General features: G+C 66.7%; 24 protein-coding genes and 2 tRNA genes. 24 read left to right on the top strand and 2 right to left on the bottom strand.

The window, feature by feature from the left end; translation table 11 throughout:
- The first annotated feature begins 20 nt into the window (after positions 1–20).
- From SPHN_RS03685 to SPHN_RS03590, 20 genes are all read left to right on the top strand, one after another.
- On the top strand, positions 21–794 hold the full coding sequence (locus tag SPHN_RS03685) for a type II secretion system protein N (protein ID WP_332795619.1): 774 nt from the start codon (positions 21–23) through the stop codon (positions 792–794).
- Positions 791–3001 (top strand): type II secretion system secretin GspD, encoded by a 2211-nt coding sequence (gene gspD / locus SPHN_RS03680; protein ID WP_248521208.1) that lies wholly within the window; start codon positions 791–793, stop codon positions 2999–3001. The genes SPHN_RS03685 and gspD overlap by 4 nt, the downstream gene beginning before the upstream one ends.
- The gene (locus SPHN_RS03675; protein ID WP_432715040.1) at positions 2998–4668 is read left to right on the top strand and encodes a GspE/PulE family protein; all 1671 of its coding nucleotides are present in this window, start codon (positions 2998–3000) and stop codon (positions 4666–4668) included. Before gspD ends, SPHN_RS03675 begins: the two co-directional genes overlap by 4 nt.
- A 189-nt stretch (positions 4669–4857) precedes the next feature.
- On the top strand, positions 4858–6084 hold the full coding sequence (gene gspF / locus SPHN_RS03670; RefSeq protein ID WP_248521206.1) for a type II secretion system inner membrane protein GspF: 1227 nt from the start codon (positions 4858–4860) through the stop codon (positions 6082–6084).
- Between the two features lie 8 nt (positions 6085–6092).
- Positions 6093–6533 (top strand): type II secretion system major pseudopilin GspG, encoded by a 441-nt coding sequence (gspG, locus tag SPHN_RS03665; RefSeq protein ID WP_248521204.1) that lies wholly within the window; start codon positions 6093–6095, stop codon positions 6531–6533.
- Entirely contained in the window at positions 6508–7011 is a 504-nt protein-coding gene (locus tag SPHN_RS03660) for a GspH/FimT family pseudopilin (RefSeq protein ID WP_187504214.1), read from the top strand. Before gspG ends, SPHN_RS03660 begins: the two co-directional genes overlap by 26 nt.
- Positions 7001–7372 (top strand): type II secretion system minor pseudopilin GspI, encoded by a 372-nt coding sequence (gene gspI / locus SPHN_RS03655; protein ID WP_187504215.1) that lies wholly within the window; start codon positions 7001–7003, stop codon positions 7370–7372. Before SPHN_RS03660 ends, gspI begins: the two co-directional genes overlap by 11 nt.
- On the top strand, positions 7369–8055 hold the full coding sequence (gene gspJ / locus SPHN_RS03650) for a type II secretion system minor pseudopilin GspJ (protein WP_248521202.1): 687 nt from the start codon (positions 7369–7371) through the stop codon (positions 8053–8055). The genes gspI and gspJ overlap by 4 nt, the downstream gene beginning before the upstream one ends.
- Complete coding sequence (gspK, locus tag SPHN_RS03645; protein WP_349238454.1) at positions 8042–9052, top strand: type II secretion system minor pseudopilin GspK; 1011 nt, start codon at positions 8042–8044, stop codon at positions 9050–9052. Before gspJ ends, gspK begins: the two co-directional genes overlap by 14 nt.
- The gene (gene gspL, locus SPHN_RS03640; protein ID WP_248521200.1) at positions 9049–10149 is read left to right on the top strand and encodes a type II secretion system protein GspL; all 1101 of its coding nucleotides are present in this window, start codon (positions 9049–9051) and stop codon (positions 10147–10149) included. The genes gspK and gspL overlap by 4 nt, the downstream gene beginning before the upstream one ends.
- Positions 10146–10622 (top strand): type II secretion system protein GspM, encoded by a 477-nt coding sequence (gene gspM / locus SPHN_RS03635; RefSeq protein WP_248521198.1) that lies wholly within the window; start codon positions 10146–10148, stop codon positions 10620–10622. Before gspL ends, gspM begins: the two co-directional genes overlap by 4 nt.
- Positions 10619–11344 carry a type II secretion system protein N gene (gspN, locus tag SPHN_RS03630; RefSeq protein WP_248521196.1) on the top strand — a complete coding sequence of 242 codons (726 nt, stop codon included), beginning with the start codon at positions 10619–10621 and terminating at the stop codon, positions 11342–11344. The genes gspM and gspN overlap by 4 nt, the downstream gene beginning before the upstream one ends.
- 66 nt (positions 11345–11410) lie before the next feature.
- A tRNA-His gene (locus SPHN_RS03625) sits at positions 11411–11487 on the top strand.
- A gap of 144 nt (positions 11488–11631) precedes the next feature.
- Complete coding sequence (locus SPHN_RS03620; RefSeq protein WP_248521194.1) at positions 11632–12681, top strand: Leu/Phe/Val dehydrogenase; 1050 nt, start codon at positions 11632–11634, stop codon at positions 12679–12681.
- Between the two features lie 219 nt (positions 12682–12900).
- On the top strand, positions 12901–13626 hold the full coding sequence (gene ccmC, locus SPHN_RS03615) for a heme ABC transporter permease CcmC (protein ID WP_248521192.1): 726 nt from the start codon (positions 12901–12903) through the stop codon (positions 13624–13626).
- A gap of 97 nt (positions 13627–13723) precedes the next feature.
- Complete coding sequence (gene ccmE / locus SPHN_RS03610; protein WP_248521190.1) at positions 13724–14170, top strand: cytochrome c maturation protein CcmE; 447 nt, start codon at positions 13724–13726, stop codon at positions 14168–14170.
- Entirely contained in the window at positions 14167–16080 is a 1914-nt protein-coding gene (locus tag SPHN_RS03605) for a heme lyase CcmF/NrfE family subunit (protein ID WP_248521188.1), read from the top strand. The genes ccmE and SPHN_RS03605 overlap by 4 nt, the downstream gene beginning before the upstream one ends.
- Positions 16077–16604, top strand: a complete 528-nt coding sequence (locus SPHN_RS03600; protein ID WP_248521186.1) for a DsbE family thiol:disulfide interchange protein — start codon at positions 16077–16079, stop codon at positions 16602–16604. Before SPHN_RS03605 ends, SPHN_RS03600 begins: the two co-directional genes overlap by 4 nt.
- A gap of 125 nt (positions 16605–16729) precedes the next feature.
- A complete protein-coding gene (locus SPHN_RS03595) occupies positions 16730–17110 on the top strand; it encodes a cytochrome c-type biogenesis protein (RefSeq protein ID WP_248521184.1) in 381 nt (126 codons plus the stop codon).
- Positions 17110–17751 carry a tetratricopeptide repeat protein gene (locus SPHN_RS03590; RefSeq protein ID WP_248521181.1) on the top strand — a complete coding sequence of 214 codons (642 nt, stop codon included), beginning with the start codon at positions 17110–17112 and terminating at the stop codon, positions 17749–17751. Before SPHN_RS03595 ends, SPHN_RS03590 begins: the two co-directional genes overlap by 1 nt.
- A gap of 41 nt (positions 17752–17792) precedes the next feature.
- Here the strand turns inward: SPHN_RS03590 and SPHN_RS03585 are convergent, their stop codons facing one another.
- Both SPHN_RS03585 and ald read right to left on the bottom strand, forming a co-directional pair.
- A complete protein-coding gene (locus tag SPHN_RS03585) occupies positions 17793–18011 on the bottom strand; it encodes a DUF3072 domain-containing protein (protein WP_248521178.1) in 219 nt (72 codons plus the stop codon).
- Between the two features lie 50 nt (positions 18012–18061).
- Positions 18062–19168, bottom strand: a complete 1107-nt coding sequence (gene ald, locus SPHN_RS03580; protein WP_060524450.1) for an alanine dehydrogenase — start codon at positions 19166–19168, stop codon at positions 18062–18064.
- Between the two features lie 127 nt (positions 19169–19295).
- On the opposite strand from ald, the gene SPHN_RS03575 reads away from it, so the two are divergent.
- The 4 genes from SPHN_RS03575 to SPHN_RS03560 all read left to right on the top strand — a co-directional run bounded on the left by SPHN_RS03575 (position 19296) and on the right by SPHN_RS03560 (position 22555).
- Complete coding sequence (locus SPHN_RS03575; protein ID WP_248521175.1) at positions 19296–19736, top strand: Lrp/AsnC family transcriptional regulator; 441 nt, start codon at positions 19296–19298, stop codon at positions 19734–19736.
- Positions 19737–19998: 262 nt separating this feature from the next.
- On the top strand, positions 19999–21897 hold the full coding sequence (locus SPHN_RS03570; protein WP_432715048.1) for a potassium transporter Kup: 1899 nt from the start codon (positions 19999–20001) through the stop codon (positions 21895–21897).
- A gap of 2 nt (positions 21898–21899) precedes the next feature.
- Entirely contained in the window at positions 21900–22412 is a 513-nt protein-coding gene (locus SPHN_RS03565; RefSeq protein WP_248521172.1) for a 2'-5' RNA ligase family protein, read from the top strand.
- Positions 22413–22478: 66 nt separating this feature from the next.
- A tRNA-Met gene (locus SPHN_RS03560) sits at positions 22479–22555 on the top strand.
- Positions 22556–22690 lie beyond the last annotated feature (135 nt).

Below are 22690 nucleotides of genomic sequence, written 5' to 3'. Positions count from 1 at the left end.
CGCGCCGTATCTTGCGGCGTATGCCCGTCGTGAATGTCTATAGTGTCGTCGAACTCGCGCTGCTGGCCGGGCTGGCGGTGCAGTGCGCGCGGCTGGCCTGGACGGTGGTGACGCCGATCACGCCGCTTGGCGACTGGCGACCGGCGGTGCCGATGGTCGTCGGATCGCCTGCCGATATCCTGCGCGATTTCGACCCGTTCTTTCGCTCCGATGCGTCAGGTGGCGCGCCGACGACGGTTACGTCGCTTCAACTCACGCTCTTCGGTACGCGTCTGGACGAGGCGATGGGGCGGAGTTCCGCGATCATTGCGGGCCCTGATGGCGTTCAGCAAAGCGTTGGGATCGGCGACGAGATCCAGCCCGGGGTACGTCTGAAGGCGGTCGCGTTCGATCATGTCACGATCGACCGCGGTGGTGCCGACGAGGATCTGTTTCTCGATCAGTCCGCTGCGGTAACGCCAGTCGTACCAGGCGCTACGACGGCGGCCCCGGCCTCCGACGCGGCTGGCATCCCGATTGCGAAATTGCGTACCGAGATCGGGTTCATCCCGAGGATCGACGGCGGTCGGATCAGTGGGTTGACGCTTCGATCACAGGGTTCGGGTGCCGTGTTTCGTGCTGCCGGACTGAAAGACGGCGACGTCGTCACGTCGATCGGTGGGCGGCCGGTCACGGGTCCCGGCGATCTGGACCGGATCACCAAGGATTTCGCGGGCGGCGGCAACGTCCCCATCACTGTAGAACGCGGACAGGACACTCTGTCGCTCGCCATCACGATTGCGTCTCCCCAATGAAAAAACTGATCCTCGGTCCGGTCGTTGCGCTCGCGCTGGCGGCAGGCGTCCACGCACAAACCACGCTCAACGTCCGCGACGCCGATATCCGCGCGTTCATCGCCGATGCCGCCAAGGTGACCGGGCGGACCTTCATCATCGACAACCGCGTCGCGGGGAAGGTGACCGTCGTCACCGATCGGCCGCTGTCGCGCTCCGAATATTTCGAGGTCTTCCTTTCGACCCTGCGCGCCAACGGCCTTGTCGCGGTGCCGACCTCGAACGGCGCGTTCCGGGTCCAGCCGCTCGACAACGCCGCTTCGCAGCCGAGCCGGATCGGCGTCGCGGGGGCGGCGCGCAACAGCTACGTCACCGAGATCGTCCGCCTCCGTGCGATCGACGCGCAGTCCGCGGTGGAGACGGTCCGCCCGCTCGTCAGCGCGCAAGGCTCGGTCAGCGCCAACCGCGGCGGCAACAGCCTAGTCGTCGTCGATTTCGCCGACAACATCCGCCGCATCCGCGAAGTCCTCCGCCGGATCGACACCGACACCTCGTCGACGCGTGTCGTCGCGCTCAAAAACGCCAGCGCCAAGGAACTCGCCACCGCGCTCCAGGGCCTGATCGGCGCGGGCACCGGGGGCGGGCAGGGCGGAGCAGCCGCGACCGGCCCTAGCGCCTCGGTTGTCGCCGTCGAAGGCTCGAACGCGGTCGCGCTCCGCGGCGACCCGACCACCGTCGCCCGCCTCGCACAGGTCGCCGCCGACCTCGATCAGAAGGCGCGCAACGGCACCGAGATCAGGGTCGTCTTCCTCGAAAATGCCGATGCCGAGCAGTTGCTGCCGGTGTTGCAGGAACTCGTCGGCCAGACCCCGACCCAGCCCGTGCAGACAGCCCTGTCGCGCTCGAACTTCGGATCTAGCAGCACCAACGGGGCGTCGGGCGGCCAGTCGAACATGTCGCAGCCGCAGATCCAGCAGTCGGGGCCATCGCCGAGCGGCGGGGGCGGCGGCTCGGGTCAGCCCGCGATCACCGCGGCCGGCGGCAAGACCGCCGCGGTCGTGACGCGCTTCGCCGGCGCCAACGCGATCGTCATCGCCGCCCCCGCCGAGATCCAGCGCCAGCTCAATGACGTCGTCCGCCAGCTCGACACCCGCCGCGAACAGGTGCTGGTCGAGGCGATCGTCGCCGAAGTGTCGGATTCGACCGCCCGCACGCTCGGCGCGCAGTTCATCGTTGGCGATCCCAGCGGCGGCGCGTTCGGCGCGTCGACCTTCTCCAACTCCGCACCCAACATCCTGCAGATCGCCGGCGCGATCGGCGCGACCCAGCTCAACACGTCGAGCACCACGACGGTCAACACCGACGGCAGCACGACGACGACCAACACCACCAGCGACGCTGCGAACACGCTGCAACAGTCGGCGATCAGCTCGATCCTCGCGGCGACCGGCGGTTTTGGCGGATTCGGCGGGAAGATCGGCAGCACGTTCTTCGGCGCGATCATCAACGCGGTGAAGAGCGACACGACCTCGAACCTGCTCCAGGTCCCGCATCTCGTCACGCTCGACAATCAGGAGGCGCACAGCCTCGTCGGGCAGGAGATCCCGATCACCACGGGGCAGGCGCTCAGCACCAATTTCGACAACGCCTTCCGCACCACGCAACGCCAGAATGTCGGTATCGAGCTGACCGTACGGCCACAGGTGAACTCGTCGGGCACGGTGAAGCTCAACCTGCGCCTGGAAGTCAGCTCGATCGCAGGGCCAGTGTCGAGCGACAACAGCGACCTGATCCTCAATAAGCGCGAGGTCGAGACCGTCCGCACCGTCGACGATGGCCAGATCGCAGTGATCAGCGGCCTGCTCGACGACAATGAGCGCCGCACGATCGAGAAGATCCCGCTGCTCGGCGACATCCCCGTCCTCGGCCATCTGTTCACCTCGAAGGCGAAACAGCGGTCGAAGACCAACCTGATGATCTTCATCCGCCCGACGATCCTGCGCACCGCGGAGGACAGCCGCAAGCTGACCGAACAGCGCTACGGCTATGTCCGCCTGCAACAGGGCTTGCAGGAACCGGGCGCCGAGCCGTCGATCGACCAGCTCGTCCGCGATTACATGGGCGCCGCGCCGCCGATCCCGTCCGGCCCGACCCCCGGCAGCATCGAAGACCCCCGCATCGCGGTCCCCGTGCGGACCTCGACGATGGTCGTCCGGCCGAAGAAATGATCATCCGCGAAGGCCATGAGATCGACGCCGCTACTCCCCTCCCGCTTGCGGGAGGGGGCGGGGGAGGGGCTGCCTTACTCACGGACGAAGCGATCGAGGGATATGCCGTGCCCTCCCCCGAACCCTCCCGCACGCGGGAGGGGAGCAGTGAAGCGTTATCATCGACCGACCTCCCCCAGATAACCATCCCTTACGCCTTCGCCCGCAAGTTCGGCGTCGTCGTCGACCACACCGATACCGACTCGCACCTCACGATCGCCATGCGCGCCGGCGCCGACCCGAAGGTCCTGCTCGAACTGCGCCGCTATCTGGCCCGCCCGTTCGACGTGACCTTCGTCGAACAGATCGCCTTCGACCGCCTCCTCTCCAACGTCTACGCGATGGACGGCCAGGCCAACGCTCTCGCCGCGGTCGGCATGGGCGACGAACTTGACCTGCTCGCCGGCGACATGCCGACCGCGGAGGATCTGCTCGACACCGCCGACGACGCGCCCGCGATCCGGCTGATCAACGGCATCATCGCCGACGCCGCGCGCAACGGCGTGTCGGATATCCACATCGAACCGTACGAGACCGGCCTCGTCGTCCGCATGCGGATCGACGGCGTGCTGCGCGAGACGCTGCGGATGCCGCCCAACGTCGCGCCGGTCGTCGTCAGCCGCATCAAGGTGATGGCCCGCCTCGACATCGCCGAGCGCCGCGTGCCGCAGGATGGCCGCATGGGGCTGACACTGGGCGGCAAGCTCCTCGACGTCCGCGTCTCGACTCTGCCGAGCCGCGCCGGCGAACGGGTCGTGCTGCGTATTCTCGACAAGGAGAATGCCGGCATCGACCTGGAAGCGCTGGGACTGCCGCCCGCATTGTTCGCGCTGCTGAACGAGGCGCTTAGCGAGCCCAACGGCATCATCCTCGTCACCGGCCCGACCGGCTCGGGCAAGACCACCTCGCTCTACGCCGCGCTCCGTTTGCTTAACGACGGCAGCCGCAACATCCTGACGGTCGAGGACCCGGTCGAGTATGCCGTCGACGGCGTCGGCCAGACGCAGGTCAACCCGAAGGTCGGCCTTACCTTCGCCGCGGGCCTGCGCGCGATCCTCCGCCAGGATCCCGATGTCGTGATGGTCGGCGAAATCCGCGACCGCGAGACCGCCGAGATCGCGGTGCAGGCGTCGCTCACCGGGCATCTCGTGCTGTCGACCGTCCACACCAACGACGCGATCGGCGCGATCACCCGCATGCGCGACATGAAGGTCGAGAGCTTCCTGCTCGCCTCGACTCTGCGCGCGGTGATCGCCCAACGGCTCGTGCGACGGCTGTGCCCGACGTGCCGCAAGGCCGTGCCCGCGTCGGATACCGTCGCGCCGTTGCTCGGGATCGCGCCGGACGCGCTAGTCTACGTCGCGCAAGGCTGCGAAGACTGCAACCAGACCGGCTACAAGGGCCGGATCGGCGTGTTCGAGGCGGTCCGTATCGACGACACCATCCGCCGCCTGATCAACACCGACGGCCACGAATCGGAGATCACCGCGCACGCGTTCGCGAAATCTCCGAACTTGGCTCAGTCGGCGCGCGACCTGGTCCTGATCGGGCAAACCACCGCCGAAGAAGCCGTCCGAGTATCCCGCCGCGACACGACCGAGATCGTCGAGGACGTAGCAGTTGCGTAGGGGGCAACAATTCCTCCCCGGAACGGGGAGGGGGACCAGCGCAGCTGGTGGAGGGGGTTCACCGCACCAGCACCGCCAGCCGTACATCGCCACGCTACCGCACGCTCGATCACCACAACCGGAATGTTCGCGGCACGCCCCCTCCACCACCGCTACGCGGCGGTCCCCCTACCTCTGCAGGGGAGGATGATGGCGGACTTCGACTATCTAGTGATCGATACCAAGGGCGCCGAACGGCGCGGCCACATCGCCGCGGCGGACATCGACGTCGCGCGCGCCAAGCTCGATGCGCGGAAGCTCTACGTCGTCAAGATCGTCCCCGGTGCCCCGCCACAGGCAACCAAGGGCCGCCCGCTCTTCGGGCTGCAGTTCGGCACGCCGAAGATGTCGGGTAAGAACCTGACTCTCTTCACGCGCCAGCTCGCCACACTGAACCGGGTCTCACCGCTGGAGGAATCGCTCCGCACGATCACCCGCCAGACCGAGCAGGACAGCGTCCGCGCGATCGTCCAGCATGTCCACGCGGGTGTCGTCGAAGGCCGTAGGCTCGCCGACGCGATGGCGCGCGAGCCGAAGAGCTTCCCGCCGCTTTACCGCGCGATGGTGTCGGCGGGCGAAAGCTCGGGTTCGCTGCCGACGATCCTCGACCGCCTCGCTGCCCTTCTCGAACGCCAGGCGGAAATCCGCGGCAAACTCATCACCGCGCTAGCGTATCCCGCGATTCTGGCGCTCGTCGCCTTCGGTGTCGTCACCGCGCTGATGATGTTCGTGGTCCCCCAGGTGGTCGAGCAGTTCGATACGGTCGGCCAGCAATTGCCGTTGCTGACGCGGATGGTGATGGCGTTCTCGGCGTTCCTCGTCGGCTATTGGTGGGTGATGCTGCTGATCGTCGTCGGCGGCGGCCTGATCGGGTGGCGGGCGCTCAAGGATCCGTCGATCCGCCTTGCCTTCGATGGCTGGCTGCTGCGCATTCCGCTGCTCGGCAGGCTGCTCCGCGACCTCCACGCCGCGCGGATGGCGCGTACGCTAGGGACGATGGTCGCGAGCCGCCTGCCGCTGCTCGACGGCCTCAACCTCACCGCCAGCACGATCCACAATCGCCGCCTGCGCCTCGCCTCCGATCAGATCGTCGAGGCGATCCGCGGCGGAGGCAGCTTGTCCGCCGCGATGCGCCGCGCAGGGGTGTTCCCCCCGCTGCTGACCTATCTCGCAGCATCTGGCGAAGCCGCCGGTCGTCTCGACGAGATGCTGGAGCGCGCCGCCGACTATCTCGAACGCGAGTTCGACCGCTTCACCGCCACCGCATTGTCGCTGCTCGAACCGCTGATCATCGTCGTGATGGGCGGCATCGTCGCGACGATCGTGCTATCCATCCTGCTCCCGATCCTCCAGCTCAACACGCTGGCCGGACAATGAGGTCGTACATGCGTCCAGAAGACAAAAAGAAGCGCCGCGAGGCAGGCTTTACTCTCGTCGAGCTCATGGTGGTGATCGTCATCATCGGCCTGCTCGCGACGATCGTCGCGCTCAACGTGCTGCCGTCGGGTGACACCGCGCGGATCCAGAAGGCCAAGGCCGACATCGCCCAGATCGAGGGCGGCCTTGAACTCTACAAGCTCCAGAACATGACCTTCCCCAACACCTCGCAAGGTCTGAACGCGCTCGTCACCGCACCTGCCGGCCTGACAGATCCCTCGCGCTATCAGCGTGGCGGGTATCTCAAGAAGCTGCCCAACGATCCATGGGGTCGCCCGTATCTCTACGCGTCACCCGGCACGCACGGCGAGGCCGACGTCTGGACCTTCGGGGCCGACGGCAAGGAAGGCGGCGAGGGGATCGATGCCGATATCGGCAGCTGGCAGTAAGCGCGAAGCCGGTTTTACGCCTGTGAGGCGTTCCGCCGAACTCGGCTTCACATTGGTCGAGCTGATGGTCGTCGTCACGATCATCGGCCTCGCATCGGCCGTGGCCGTGCTCGTCATGCCGGACCCGCGCGGCCGCGTGCTCGATGAGGCGACGCGCTTCGCCCTGCGCACCCGCGCCGCGCATGATTCGGCGATCGTCGACGCGCGTCCGGTCAGCGTCTGGATCACCGGTGGCGGTTATGGCTTCGATCAGCGGCTGGCGGGGGGCTGGACCCCAATCGCCGAGAAACCGATGCGCGTCGAACGCTGGAACGACGGCACCAGGGCCAGCATCGGCGACGCCAGCGGTCGTATGCGCGTAACCTTCGACCCGACCGGACTGGTCGATCGCCCGGCGGAAATCCGGCTCGATCGCGGCGGGGTTGCGGCCACCGTCCACATCGACGCCGACGGCAGCGTGCGCGCCGATGCGGGCTGAGCGCGGCTTCACGCTTATCGAAATCATGGTCGCGCTGGCCGTCTTCAGCCTCGCGGCGATGGCGCTCGTGCGTCTGGAAAGCGCGACGATCCGGGGTGCCTCGATCCTCGACGAAACCCTCGTTGCGCAGATGGTCGCCCGCAACGTCGCGATCGAGGCGGTAACCGACGCGCAACCGCCGACCGCGGGCCGCGTCACGGGTGTCGAGACGAACGGCGGCCAAGCCTGGACCTGGACCCGGCAGGTCAGTGCGCTCGGCGGCTCGCGCGTGCTGCGGATCGACGTGGTGGTCGCCGACCGTACCGGCACCCAACTGGGCCGCCTGACGATGGTCCGCCCTGCGCCGCGGTCGGCGACATGACCGTCTATCGGAGGCCAGGCGAGGCGGGCTTTACGCTGATCGAAGTCATGGTCTCGCTGATGATCTTCGGGATGATCGCCGCAGCCGGTGTCGCCATCCTGTCGTTCAGCGTGAGGGCGCAGAGCTCGACCGGCGCCAAGCTCGACGACATCAGCGCGCTGACCCGGACGATGTCGATCCTGTCCGCGGATCTCGCCCAGGCCTCGAATCGCGTAACGCGCGACGAAGCAGGAACGCGCATACCGGCGTTCGTCGGCGAAAGCGGATCGGGGGTAACGCCGATCCTCCGCCTCGTGCGCGCCGGCTGGAGCAATATCGACGGTACCGCCCGGTCCAACCTGCAGAAGGTCGCCTACCGCGTCGATGCCGGCGTTTTGCAGCGGATCGCCTATCCGATGATCGATGGCGCCCAGCCTCTGCCTCCGGCCGCGCTGCTGACACGCGTTCGCCAGGTCGGGCTTCGCTACCGGATCGCCGGCGCCTGGAGCGATCGCTGGGACGGGGTAGGCGGTGTGCCCTTGCCCGATGCGATGGAATTGCGTGTCCAACGCGACGACGGGACGCAGTTTCGCCAGATGTTCCTGGTCGGCACCGGCTACACGCCTATGCCAGCCGACGCCGGCGAGGCTAGTTCTCCGGCAACGCCCGCCTCGGAACAGGGGGCGTCCGGTGCGCGAAACTGATCCGGTGCAATCGCATGGCGCAAAGCGGGGGCCGGAGCGGGGGGCGGCGTTGCTGACCGTGCTGATGCTGGTCGCGATCATCGCCGTGATGGCGGGCGCCGCGCTCGAAAAGCTGCGGCTGTCGACCCGGTTGGCGGGGAATGCCGCGACCGGCGAGCAGGCGCGCGCCTATGCGCTGGCCGCCGAGACGATGGCGCTCACCCGCATCTCCAACCTGCTTGGACAGAGCCCGACGCGCGTGACGTTGGCCGGCGGATGGAGCAACACGCCGTTCGGTCTGCCGGTACCCGGCGGCTTCGCGACCGCGCGCGTGCGGGACGGTGCGAACTGCTTCAACCTCAACAGCCTGGTTCGGATGACCGAACCGGGCGTCTATATGACGCAACGCGAGGTTCGCCCGCAGTTCGTCCGCCTGATGCGGCTCCTCGACGTGCCGGTACAGGTCGCCGAACAGGTCGCCGCGGGTACGGCGGACTGGATCGACACCGATCAGGATCAGCAGCAGATGGGGGCGGAGGACGGCGCCTATCTCGGCCGCGAGACGCCGTATCGTACGGCCGGTACGCTGATGACCGACCCGAGCGAACTCAGGGCGGTGCTCGGCATGACGCCGGACATCTACGCCAGGCTGCGGCCCTGGATCTGCACGCTGCCGATCGCGAAACCATCGCCGATCAACGTCAATACGCTGTTGCCCGAACAGGCGGTGCTGCTGGCGATGATGTATCCCGATACGCTGTCGATAGGCAACGCGCAGCAGGCGCTGCTGCGGCGGCCTGTGCAGGGCTATGCCGAGATCGGTCAGATGCAGACGAGCCTGTCGCTGCTCGGGGCGTCGACGATCGCGCCGGGCGCGGAAGCCACGGTCGTCTCGAAATGGTTCACGCTCGATATCGACGTGACGCTCGGGACAACGCAAATGCAGGAACGTGCGCTGATCGATGCGAACAGGGTTCCCGCGCAGCTCGTATCGCGGCAATGGGGCGAGCCATCATGACGACGCTATTGTTCCTTCCCGCCGGCGAGACCGGATATCGCTGGATGCGCGTCGTGGACGCGCGGGTGGTCGGGGAGGGGGAAGGCATTCCCGAAGCGATCGACGACGAGACGATCGCGGTGGCGCCGGCCGATGCGGTGACGCTGCATTGGGCGGAATTGCCCTCGCGCTCGCCGGCCCAGGCGACCGCCGCCGCGCGGATACTGGCGGCCGAGGCGAGCGCATCGCCGCTCGTGGAACTTCATGTCGCGGTCGGGGACGAGGGCGCAAGCGACCGTCCGATCGGCGTCGTCGGGGCCGCGACTATGCGCGACTGGTTGCGGATGCTCGCCGAGGCAGGCGTCGACCCGGTCGCCGTCATCCCCGCGCCGATGCTCCTGCCGCGACCCGAAGAGGGGTATGCGCGCGCTGAGCTTGCCGGCAGCGGCGTGGTGCGCGGTACGTCCAGCGGGTTTGCGGACGAGGCGCGGCTGACCGAGCTCGTGACCGGCGGCAGCGCGCCGGCGACGATCGACCGCGACACGTTGGAGGCGGCGATCGTTGCCGCCGCCGCATCGCCCACGCTCGACCTCCGCCAGGGCCCGTTCGCGCGGCGCCGCCGGTTCGCGATCGACTGGCGGCTGATCCGCCGGCTAGCATTGTTGTCGCTGACGATCCTCGCGGTGACGCTCGCCATCTCGCTCGTCCGCATCGCCAAATACAGTTTTGGCGCGGATGCGCTGGAGGCGGAGGCGAACACGGCGGCGGTCGCCGGATTGCCGCGCGGCGAGACGGTGGTCGACGCCGCCCGGCAGCTTGACGAGCGGCTGTCGCGCGTGCGCGGGCCGGGGCTCGGATTCACCAATACGACCGCGGCGGCGTTCGCGGCGGTACGCGCCACGCCCGGCACCGAAGTTACCGGGCTCGATTTCCAGGCGAACGGCGATCTGCGACTGTCGGTAGCGGTCGAGCGCGAGGCGTTGGCCACTGATCTCAAGCGCGCGCTGGAGGCGGCAGGCTTCGCCGTCCGCGCCGGCGTGTTCCAGGCCGCCGCGGGTCGCGTGACGGGCGAATTCACGATCAGTCCAAGTTCAGGCAGCCCGGGGAGCGGACAATGACCGGCCTGAAGACATGGTTCGAGGGACGGTCGCTCAGGGAGCGGCGCCTGCTCCTCGTGATGGCCGCGCTCGCGGTGCTGACGGTGCTGTGGGCGGTGATCATCCGTCCGGTCGGCGATGGTCTATCGAGCGCCCGCGAACGCCACGCCGATGCCGTCACGCGACTGGGCGAGACCCGCGCGCAGGTCGCCACGTTGCGCGATATCCAGCGGACGCGCGCGACGCCGCTGACCGGGGCACTTGCCGACGTGGTGCGTGCCGAGGCCGATCAGGCCGGTTTCGCGCTCGCGTCGCTCGATCAGGACGGTGCGGAGCGCGTCCGTGTCGGTATCCCGTCGGCGCGGCCCGCTACGCTTACCGCATGGCTCGCGCGGCTCGAACGGCTTGGCATCCTCGTCGATGCGGTGACCATGACCGACAAGGGCGACAAGACTGTCGGTGTCGCACTCACGTTGAAGGCGCGTGCGGCATGAGGCGGATTCGACTGCGGACCGGTCCTGCGGCGCTGTTCGGCGGCATGCTGCTGATCGCGCTGGTCGTCTTCCTGCCGATGCGTGCGGTGCTCGGCTGGGTCGGCGTCGGCGACGAGGGGCTGGTCGCGCGGCGCGTGTCAGGCACGATCTGGGGCGCGACCCTGACCGACGCACGGTTTGGGGATCTCGCGCTCGGTAATCTGCACGCACGGCTGTCGCCCCTGCCGTTGCTGGTCGGTCGCGCGACGATCGTCTTCGCCGGTCCCGAATCGGTATCCGCCAAACCTCTCCGAGGATCGGCGAGCGTCAGTCGCCACGGCTTCGGCGTCGACCACATGACCGCCACCGTCGCGACCGGTCGATTGTTCGCGCCCGTGCCCGTCTCCGCGCTCGATCTCGACGACGTGTCGGTCCGCTTTCGCGACGGTCAGTGCGAAGCGGCCGAGGGTCGGGTCCGCGCAACCTTGGCGGGCGATGTCGCAGGCATCACGCTACCGCAGTCGGTGAGCGGCACCGCACGGTGCGACGGCACCGCCTTGCTGCTGCCATTGGCGAGCCAGGCGGGGACCGAGAGCATCGCGCTCAGGATCGAAGGCGCAGGCACCTACCGCGCCGAACTGTCGCTTCGCCCGTCCGACCCGCTGGCCGTCCAGAAGCTCGAACAGTCGGGCTTCGTGCGCGGGCCGAACGGCTATCGGCTCGCCATCGAAGGACGTTTTTGACGTCTTTTGGGCAAGTCGACGGTTGACGCAGGGCGGCGACCCCCGCTAGGGGGCGATGCCTACGCGGCGGTCGTAGTTCAATTGGTTAGAGCGTCGGCTTGTGATGCCGGATGTTGCGGGTTCAAGTCCCGTCGGTCGCCCCATTTTTTCGATATTTTTGACGAGCCCCCGTATCCGGGCGCTGATATTTTTGACGAGCCCCCGTATCCGGGCGCTTTGGGCTGGTAAAACCGGCAAGAAAATAATATTTCGCCTCCCGGTAATTTTATTCTCCTCAGGAGCCGGCGATGACAGCGGTTTGGGACCTTCCCGATTTCGACGACCACGAGGGCGTTCATGCCTTCACCGATCCCGAATCGGGCCTGCGCGCGGTAATTGCGCTGCACTCCACCAAGCTGGGACCGGCAGCTGGTGGTACGCGCTTCTGGCATTATGCCGATAACGGTCGCGCGGTGACCGACGCGCTGCGCCTGTCGCGCGGCATGAGCTTCAAGAACGCGATGGCCGGGCTCGAACTCGGCGGCGGCAAGGGCGTGGTCCTCGCGGCCAAGCCCGGCGATGTCATCACGACGGCGCAGCTCGAGGCGTTCGGCCGCGCGGTCGATTCGCTCGGTGGTCGTTACGTGACGGCGGAAGACGTCGGCATGTCCGAAGAGCGGATGAAGGTAATCGCTACGCAGACGCGCTACGTCTCCGGCCTGCCGGTCGCGAGCGGCGCTGCCGGCGGCGATCCCGGACCGTACACCGCGCTCGGCATCTATCTCGGCGTGAAGGCGGCGGCACAGCGCGGCCTCGGCGCGACCGACATGAAGGGCGTGCGCGTTGCGATCCAGGGCGTCGGGTCGGTCGGCGGCGGGCTCGCGCGGTTGCTCGCCAAGGACGGCGCGGTGCTGACGCTAGCGGATGTCGACGAGGGCCGTGCGCAGAAGCTGGCCGGTGAGCTCGGCGCGACCGCGGTGGCGGCCGAGGCGATCCTGACGACCGAGGCGGATATCTTCAGCCCGAACGCGCTCGGTGCGATCCTGACCGAGATGTCGATCGCGGCCTTGAAGGCGAAGGTCGTTGCAGGCGGTGCGAACAACCAGCTGAGCGTCCGCGAAGACGGCGCGCGCCTGCATGCTCGCGGCATCCTGTACGCGCCGGATTATGTGATCAATGCGGGCGGGATCATCAACGTCGGTCTCGAATATCTTGGTCACGGCGACGAAGCCGAGGTGAAGGCACGGATCGCCCGTATCCCCGGGCGCCTGACCCAGGTCTGGGACGAAAGCGACCGCTCCGGCGAGCCATCGTCGGACGTCGCGGACTCGATCGCCAAGCGCCTGATCGGCAGGTAAGTCCAGAAGACTGTTGCTCGTGCTGAGGGTGCGCTAATTACTCCCGTCATCCTGACGAAAGTCAGGATCCAGAGTAACGAAGCGTTGCCCTCAGCGGCTCTGGATCCTGACTTTCGTCAGGATGACGGCGTACGGGGAGAAGCGCGCCCCTCTCCCGAGAAGCGAGGGGCTCTAACTCTCGCGTGACGTCGGCGCATTAAGCCAATAAGGCTACACCCAGTGGCCACCTTACACGCCTTCGCAAACCCCGCGCGCTTCCTGCAGATCGCCAAGCCGTTGACTTCGTTGCTTTTCTGGCTCGGCGTCGCGTTCATCGCGCTCGGCTGCTGGGCAGGCCTGACCCAGACCCCGCCCGATTACCTTCAGGGCGAGACGGTCCGCATCCTCTACATCCACGTCCCCGCCGCCTGGCTGGGCATGGGCGGGTGGAGCGGGATCGCGATCTCCAGCATCATGTTCCTCGTCTGGCGCCACCCGCTCGCCAGCGTCGCCGCACGCGCGATCGCGCTGCCGGGTGCGGTGTTCGCCGCGCTTTGCCTTATGACCGGCTCGATCTGGGGGCGGCCGACCTGGGGGACGTGGTGGCAATGGGACGGCCGGCTGACCTCGATGCTACTGCTGTTCTTCGTCTATCTCGGCTACATGGCGCTGGCGAAGGCCGATGCGGATCGGGGCGGCGATGGGCGGGTGCCGGCGCTGTACGGGATCGCTGGATCGGTGCTGCTGCCGATCATCCGCTATTCGGTGGTGTGGTGGAACACGCTCCACCAGGGCCCCAGCATCGGGCTGACCAAGTCGAGCATCGACGGCTCGATCCTGTGGCCGCTGCCGATCATGCTGGCCGGCTTCACCTTCGTGTTCGCGGGGATCGTGCTGATGCGGATGCGGACGATGCTCGCCGTTGCGAAGACCGAAGCCCGCATGCGCAGGATGGCTAGAGCATGAACCCCTGGCCGTTCGTGACTGCCGCCTATGTCGTGACGCTCGGTGGCGGTGCGATCCTCGCGCTGCTGAGCTACCTCGAGATGCGGAAGGCCGAGAAGTGAAGGCCAAGCATCAACGCCTGACGCTTGCGCTGCTGGCGCTCGGCGCGGTCGTCGTTGCGGGCCTGCTCGCGATGTCGGCCCTCAAGGACCAGGCCGCGTTCTTCTACGCGCCCTCCGACGTGCGCCGAGACGGCCTGCCGCTCGGTCGCGCGGTTCGGCTTGGCGGGATGGTCGAGGGCGGTTCGGTGAAGCGCGCTGCGGACGGCATCACCGTCCATTTCGTCGTCACCGACGGGCAGGCAACCACGCCGGTCGTGTTCGCCGGCATCGTCCCGGACCTGTTCCGCGAGAAATCAGGGGTCGTTGCCGAAGGCCAGTTCCAGCCGAACGGCAGCTTCGTCGCCTCGAACCTGCTCGCCAAGCATGACGAGAAATACATGCCACCCGAAATGGCCGGCAAGATGCACGAAACCAAGACACTCGAACCGGACGCCAAGCAGTGATCGCCGAAGCAGGCCTCGCCGCGCTCTGGTTCGCGGGCGCGCTGGCGGCGTTGCAGCTGGTGATGGCGGCGATCGGCATCGCACGCGATCGTGACGACGTGGCGGCGGCCGTACGACCTGTGGCGATCGTCCAGGGGCTGCTTGCGCTGCTGGCGATGGCGCTCCTGATCGAGCTGTTCCTCGACTCCGACATGTCGGTGAAGCTGGTCGTCGAGAACAGCCATTCCGCCAAGCCGTGGCTTTACAAGTTCGCAGGCGCATGGGGGAATCACGAAGGCTCGATGCTGCTCTGGGTGACGATCCTGGGGCTGGCCGGCGGGGCGGTCGCGATCTTCGAACGCTCGCTGCCCGAACGCACGCTGACCGCGACGCTCGGCGCCCAGGCGACGATCGCGCTCGGCTTCTACGCGTTCCTGCTGTTCTCCTCGAACCCGTTCGCGCGGCTCAATCCTTCAGCGCCCGACGGCCTCGGGCTCAACCCACTGCTGCAGGACCCCGGCTTGGCGTTCCATCCGCCGACGCTCTACACGGGGTATGTCGGCCTCTCGGTCGCCTTCTCGTTTGCCGTCGGTGCGCTCGTCACCCGCGACGTGGGACCGGCGTTCGCGAAGGCAATGCGGCCATGGGTGCTGATCGCCTGGATATTCCTGACGCTCGGCATCACCGCAGGCAGCTACTGGGCGTATTACGAGCTCGGCTGGGGCGGCTGGTGGTTCTGGGACCCAGTCGAGAACGCCTCGCTGATGCCGTGGCTCGCCGCGACCGCGCTGCTGCATTCGGTTACCGTTCTCGCGACGCGAGACGGCCTGCGCGCGTGGACGATCATGCTCGCGGTGGTCGCGTTCTCGATGTCGATGATCGGCACGTTCCTGGTCCGCTCGGGCATCCTGACGAGCGTCCACGCGTTCGCGGTCGATCCGGAGCGGGGCGCGTTCATCCTGGCACTTCTCGCTATATACATCGGCGGCGCGCTTGCCCTGTTCGCCGCGCGGATCGGCACGGTGCGGGCTGGCACGACCTTCGATCCGGTCAGTCGCGAAGGCGGGCTGGTCGCCAACAACCTGCTGCTCTCGGTGATCCTCGGCATCGTCCTGATCGGCACGCTCTACCCGATCGTCGCGGCGAGCTTCGACGTGCAGCTGTCGGTCGGTCCACCGTTCTTCAACAAGGCCGCGGGACCGATCGCGTTGCTGCTGGTCGCGGTGATGGCGGTCGGGCCGTTGCTGCGCTGGCGGCGTGACGACGCAAAGGCGGTGCTGCGCCGCGTGATCCTGCCGATTGGCGCGACGCTAGCCGCGGCGATCGCGTTGCTGTTCGTCTGGCCGGGCGTGCTGCCCTGGGCCGGGCTTTCGCTTGCCGCAGGGCTCGCCGTCGCGAGCGTCGCGCCGTTGCGGAAGCGCAACCTTAGGCGCACGCCACTCTTCACCTACGGCATGGTGATCGCACATCTCGGCATCGCGGTGAGCTTGGCGGGGATGGCGTCGGACAGGGCCTTCACCCAGGAAACGCTGGTCGCGGTGCGGACGGGCGAGCCGGCGCGAGTCGGCCCGTACACCGTTACGCTCGACGGCATATCGCCGGTGATCGGCCAGAACTGGTCGGCTTTGGAAGCCCGGCTGACCGCAACGCGGGGCGCAAGCGAGCGCATTCTCCGCCCGCAGCTTCGTTTCTTCGCCAATCCGCCTACCAGCACCAACGAGTCCGCGATCCTGACTGTGCTCGATGGCCAGCTCTACACCGTGCTCGGGCAACCGGACGGGCAGGGGCGGTGGCAGCTTCGGCTCTGGTGGAAGCCGTTCGTGACGCTGATCTGGTTTGGCGGCGTGCTGGTCGCGCTTGGCGGGATGCTGTCGCTGCTCGGCCGGGTGCGGCGCGAGCGGCGGACGACGATGCGGAATCAGTGGGCATGAAGCGTTTCGCACTCTGGGCGCCGCTGGCGATCTTCGCGCTGCTGTTCGCGGTGGTGGCGAGCGGGCTGTTCCGGCCTGCCGAGAAGGTGGTACGGTCGGCGATGGTCGGCAAGCCGCTCCCGGATTTCGCACTGCCGGCAATGGTCCCCGGCAAGCCGGGCTTGAGCAGCGCATCGTTCCGACAGGGCAAGCCGCGGTTGCTCAACGTGTTCGCGAGCTGGTGCATTCCGTGCATCGCCGAGGCGCCGCAACTGATGCGGCTGAGGGCGATGGGCATACCGATCGACGCGATCGCGATCCGCGACACCGCGCCGGCGATCGCCGGCTTCCTCCGCCGTAACGGCGATCCTTACGAGCGGATCGGCAGCGATCGGGCCAGTCAGGTGCAACTGGCGCTCGGCTCGTCGGGCGTGCCCGAGACCTTCGTGATCGACGGCCGCGGGATCGTCGTGAAGCAGATCATCGGCGATATCCGGCCGGAGAATGTGGCGGAGATCGTGCAGGCCGTGAAGGACGCGCGATGAGGTTCGCTCTCCTCCGTCATGCCGGGCTCGTTCCGGCACCCACCGTTGACCTTGATCATAGGCGGATGAGTTTGCGGAACGGTGGATCCCGGAACAAGCCCGGGATGACGGGGGTGGTATTGGCTATGCTGTTACCCACGCCAGCCGTTACCCAACCCGTTACGCCGCCCGCGCACTACGCAAACGTGCAGCTCGCCGACCCCGCGAAGGAAGCGTCCGCGCGCGCGCTCATGGAGACGCTGCGCTGCCTCGTCTGCCAAGGCCAGTCGATCGCCGACAGCGATGCCGACATGGCCGCCGACATGCGTGCACTGGTCCGCGAACGGATCGAGCGCGGTGAGAAGCCTGCGTCGATCCGCGACTGGCTGATCGCGCGCTATGGCGACTATGTGACCTATGATCCGCCGCTGTCGGGGCTGACCTGGCCGCTGTGGCTCGCGCCGATCCTGCTGCTGGGCGTCGGCGGCTGGATCGCGCGATCGAGTTTCCGGCGAAGGACGCGCTGATGGGCTGGGTATGGCTTGCCGCGATCGGTGCAGGCGTGTTTGCGCTGCTCGCAGTGCTGAAGGTCGATCGGCTGCTGTGGACGATGATCGCATCGGCGTTGATGCTGGGTGCGGCAGGGTACGCGTTGCAGGGGCAGCCGGGCCTCGTTGGGCACCCGGTCACGACCGGTCTCGCAGCGACGCCCGACGATGGCGCGATGCTAGAGCTGCGCGATCAGATGCTGGAGCGGTACACCGGAGCGGCAGCGTATCTGGTGGCGGCGGATGCGATGACGCGGATCGGCGATCGCCGCGCGGCGGTTCAGGTATTGCTTGGCGGGATTCGGATCGCGCCGAAGAGCGTGGTGTTATGGACCGGGCTCGCTAACGCGCTGTCCGCGCACGATGCGAACCAAGTTTCCCCGCCGGCGCTGTTCGCGTTTCAACAGGCGACGCGACTAGCCCCGAAGCATCCTGCGCCGCCGTTCTTTCTGGGGCTGGCGTATGTCCGAGCAGGGGAGTTTGTGAAGGCTCGGCCATATTGGGCGAAGGCTTTGGCGCTAACCCCATCGGATATCTCGTATCGCGGTGAGATAGCAGTTCGGCTGGCGTTGCTCGACCGATTGCTTGCTGCTCAGGACGCTGAAACGCCGCGCCAATAATCCCGTCATCCTGGCTTGCGTCGGGATGACGGGATGAAGGCTTACTGACCCCGGCCCGTCTTCGCCTGCAGTTCGTCGATCTTCTTCGACGCATCCGCCTTGGTCAGCGTCTCGTCGAATTCCTCATGCGCTTCCTCGGACAGCGTCTTGAGGTAGCTTGCCTGCGCACCGGTCATCTTCTCGTCGCCGGTGGTCCAGTCGTCCGGGTCCTTCTCGGCGTTCGAGAACGGTTCGGACTTGGGGTTCGGGGTGTCGGACATTGGAAATTCCTTTCCCCTGTCCAACACCCGTGTTCCGCATCCGTTCCCGATCAGCCAGCCCATGCTTCGTAAGGTAAACCTAGATCATCCGCGACCGCCTTGTACGCGATCTTGCCCTTGTAGACGTTCAGCCCGTTGGCGAGGTGCGGGTCGGCCTTCATCGCCGCCTCGGCACCCAGATTGGCGAGCTTCAGCGCGAAAGGCAGCGTCGCGTTGTTGAGCGCGAACGCCGAGGTCCGCGCGACCGCGCCGGGCATGTTGGCGACGCAGTAGTGGATCACGCCATCGACCTCGAACACCGGATCCTCATGCGTCGTGGCATGCGACGTCTCGAAGCACCCGCCCTGGTCGATCGCGATGTCGACCAGCACCGAGCCGCGCTTCATCGTCTTCAACATCTCGCGGGTAACGAGCTTCGGCGCAGCGGCTCCCGGCACCAGCACCGCGCCGATCACGAGATGCGCGTTCTTCACGGCCGCGGCGATCGCGGCCTTCGACGCATACGCCGTCTTGATCTGGCTCGAGAAGAACATGTCGAGCTCGGCGAGACGATCATTCGAGATGTCGTAGATCGTCACGTCGGCGCGCATGCCGACCGCCATCTGCGCCGCGTTCACGCCCGACACGCCGCCGCCGAGGATCGCGACCTTGGCCGGGGCAACACCGGGAACGCCGCCGAGCAGGACGCCACGTCCGCCCTGTTCCTTCTCGAGATAATGCGCGCCGACCTGTACCGACATGCGGCCTGCGACCTCGGACATCGGCTTCAGCAACGGCAACCCGCGGCGGTTGTCCGTCACGGTCTCATAGGCGATGCAGGTCGCGCCGGACTTCATCAGCCCCTCGGCCTGCGGCTTGTCCGCGGCGAGGTGTAGGTAGGTGAACAGCAGATGGCGCGGCTCGAGCATCGCGATCTCGCTCGGCTGCGGCTCCTTGACCTTCACGATCATGTCGGCACCGGCGAACACCGCGGCCGCGGTCGGCAGGATCGTCGCGCCCGCGTCGATATAATCCTGGTCCTCGAAATCGATGCCCGAGCCGGCCTGCGTCTCAACGACGACTTCGTGACCGGCGGCAACCAGTTCGGCGACCGATGGCGGGGTCAGGCCGACGCGATATTCGTGATTCTTGATTTCCTTGGGGACACCGACGCGCATTGATTCCACTCCATTATCGTTTGCGCGATTGTAGCGCGGCTTGGACGGGAAGGGTTCGCAAACTGGTCGCGGTCAGGTAGCGCATCTGCAAGATAATTGCATCCATTGCCATCGAAGTGGGATAATCTTGAGCAGCACGATCGAGCGCAGGATTTTAGACCTGCTCGCCACCAATTCCGATCTGACCAGCGCCGAACTTGGCGACGCGGTCGGGCTGTCGGCTAGCGCTGCGCACCGCCGCGTCGCGCAACTGCGCGAAAGCGGCGCGATCGTCGGCTACCGCGCGGTCTTGTCGCGCGCGGCGCGCGGCGATCCGAGCATCGTCCTCGTCAACGTGACCCTCCGCGACCAGCGCAAGGAGACGATGGCGGCGTTCGAGGCGGAGATCGTCGACTGCCCGCAGGTGGTGCAATGCTTCCTGATGAGCGGCGAGGCGGATTACATGCTCCACGTTGAGATCCGCGACGGCGAGACGTTCGAGCGCATTCACCGGGAGACGTTGTCGCAATTGCCGGGCGTGACGCGACTCGCCTCGCATTTCGTGATCCGCGAAATCGTCACCCGTTAGCGTTTTCCTGCGAATGCAGGGATCCAGGGCCAACAACGGTAGCGCCCGTTACCCTGGGCTCCTGCGTTCGCAGGAGAACGGCAGGGCCCGATCAGCCCCGGTTAATCCACGTTGCCAGCCCCGCCGTTGCCGCCCTCTACCCCTCATGCTAAATGCGCCGGCTTGGGGCACAGGGTGAAATCGGAAATTCGATGATGATTGCTGCACTTCCGGGTCGATTCACCGTCCAGTGAGCGTCGATCAGACCGCCGCGGCTTCGACCGTGCCACCCGCCAATCTCGATCTCGAGACGGGGCATCACCATTCCGACGGCATGCTGAAGCTCGCGTTCGGGGCGATCGGCATCGTCTTTGGCGATATCGGCACGAGCCCGCTCTACGCCTTCCGCGAAACCTTCGCCGGCCACCACAAGCTCGCGCTCGACGCGGCGCACATCATGGGCGTCATCAGCCTGATGTTCTGGTCGATGATGATCGTCGTAACCGTCAAATACGTCATCATCATCATGCGCGCCGACAACAAGGGCGAGGGCGGTAGCCTCGCATTGCTCGCGCTCGTCTCGGGCAAGACCAAGACGAAGCGCTGGAGCAAGGGCATCATCCTGCTCGGCGTGTTCGCGACCGCGCTGTTCTACGGCGACAGCATGATCACGCCCGCGGTCTCGGTGCTGTCCGCAGTCGAGGGCCTCGCCGTAGCCGCGCCAGCGTTTGCCGGGCTCGTGCTGCCGATCGTGATCGTCATCCTGATCGCGCTGTTCTGGGTGCAGAAGAGCGGCACTGCGCGGATCGGGCTCGTCTTCGGGCCGATCATGCTGGTGTATTTCGGCGTCATCGCGGTGCTCGGCATCCTCAGCATCATGCAAACGCCCGAAGTGCTCTGGGCATTCTCGCCGCACTACGCGGTCCAGTTCTTCCTGATCGATCCCGAGCGCGCGTTTCTGGCACTCGGTTCGGTCGTGCTCGCGGTCACCGGCGCCGAAGCGCTCTATGCGGACATGGGTCATTTCGGCCGCAAGCCGATCGGCATCTCGTGGCTGTTCTTCGTGTTGCCGGCGCTGATCCTCAATTACATGGGGCAGGGTGCGCTGCTGTTTCGCGACGGGCAGGCCGCACTGGTCAGCCCGTTCTACAATCTCGCGCCCGAGAGCCTCCAGCTTCCGCTCGTCATTCTTGCGACGATGGCCGCGGTTATCGCGTCGCAGGCGGTGATCTCCGGCGCGTTCTCGGTCACGCAGCAGGCGATCCAGCTCGGCTTCATCCCGCGGCTTCGCATCGAGCATACCAGCGCCTCGACGGAGGGCCAGATCTATATCCCGCTCGTCAACGGCGCGCTGATGGTGATGGTCATCCTGCTAGTGCTGTTCTTCCGCACCTCGTCGAACCTCACCAGCGCGTACGGGATCGCGGTGACCGGTGCGATGTTTATCGACACGTGCTTGCTCGGCGTCGTCCTGTTCCGCCTGTGGAACTGGCCGAAGATCGCGGCGATCCCGCTTCTGGCTATCTTCTTCACCGTCGATGGCGCCTATTTCGCGGCAAACCTCACCAAGGTGCCGGCGGGCGGCTGGTTCCCGCTGCTGGTCGGCTTCATCATCTTCACCTTCCTGACGACCTGGTCGAAGGGGCGGCAGCTGATGATCGACCGGATGCACGAGGCAGCGATGCCGATAAAGGTGTTCATCGGCTCGGCCGCCAGCTCCGCATCGCGCGTGCCGGGGACCGCGGTGTTCATGACCTCGACCGCCGACGGCGTTCCGCACGCGCTCCTCCACAATCTCAAGCACAACAAGGTGCTGCACGAGCGCGTCATCCTGCTGACGGTAAAGATCGTCGGCCAGCCCTATTGGCCCGCGCATGACCGTGCGGTGCGCGAGGAGCTCGGCGACGGCTTCCATCGCCTGATCCTGCGCTATGGCTTCATGGAGGATGCCGACGTGCCCGCGGCACTGCGCCAGGTCCATACTTGCGGCGCGGACTTCAAGATGATGGACACCAGCTTCTTCCTGTCGCGCCAGACGCTGCTCGCATCGGACAAGCCCGGCATGATGCTCTGGCGCGAGAAGCTGTTCTCGTGGATGCTGCGCAATGCCGAAAGCGCGATGGAGTTCTTCCGGTTGCCGACGAACCGCGTCGTCGAGCTTGGCAGCCAGATCGAGATTTGATCGTGAGTGATGCAGTCGCCCCGATCATCGTCACGGCCTTGTTCGGTCGTCAGGACACCGCGTTCTTCGACTCAATGCGCCGCGAGCATTTCCCGCCCGAGCGCAACCAGCTCGACGCGCATCTGACGCTGTTCCACCATCTGCCGCCGTCGGGGTTCGACGAGCTGAAGCACCGCCTGAACCAGGAGACGCGCGGCATCCGCGCCCCGCAGGCGCGCGTCGGCGGCCTGATGTCGCTCGGCCGCGGCGTCGCCTATCGGATCGAATCCCCCGAGCTTGTGGGCATCCGCGCCCGCCTCGCCGACGCGTTCACCGGCATGCTCACCCCACAGGACGCCGGCGGCTGGCGCCCGCACGTCACGATCCAGAACAAGGTCAGCCCCCAGGTCGCCAAGCTCCTGCTCGGCAATCTGCAACGCGATTTCGTGCCGCGCGGCGTCGAAATCGCCGGTCTGGGCGCATGGTGGTACCGCGGCGGACCGTGGGAAGCGATTTCCCGGCATATGTTCGCTTGACCGTCCGGAAACCGCTTCCTATAGGCCGCGCCTCGCAGGGAAGAATGCTTCCCTGACGGACGGTACGGCGAAGTAGCTCAGTTGGTTAGAGCACGGGAATCATAATCCTGGGGTCGGGGGTTCAAGTCCCTCCTTCGCTACCATTTCGGACCCGGCGCACAGCGCCGCCGACATATCACCCGCAGACCGACGCAGGCGATCACCAACTGCGGGAAACTCGCCTTCGCAATCGGAAAATGCGCTTCTATTGCCTTGGGTTAATGGTCAGCCTGTGCGCC

It is taken from the genome of Sphingomonas faeni, from assembly GCF_023195535.1.
In the GTDB taxonomy this organism is placed as follows: domain Bacteria; phylum Pseudomonadota; class Alphaproteobacteria; order Sphingomonadales; family Sphingomonadaceae; genus Sphingomonas; species Sphingomonas faeni_B.
The sequence above is the reverse complement of the archived record's forward strand: the minus strand, read 5'-3'. Positions and strand labels throughout refer to the sequence as shown.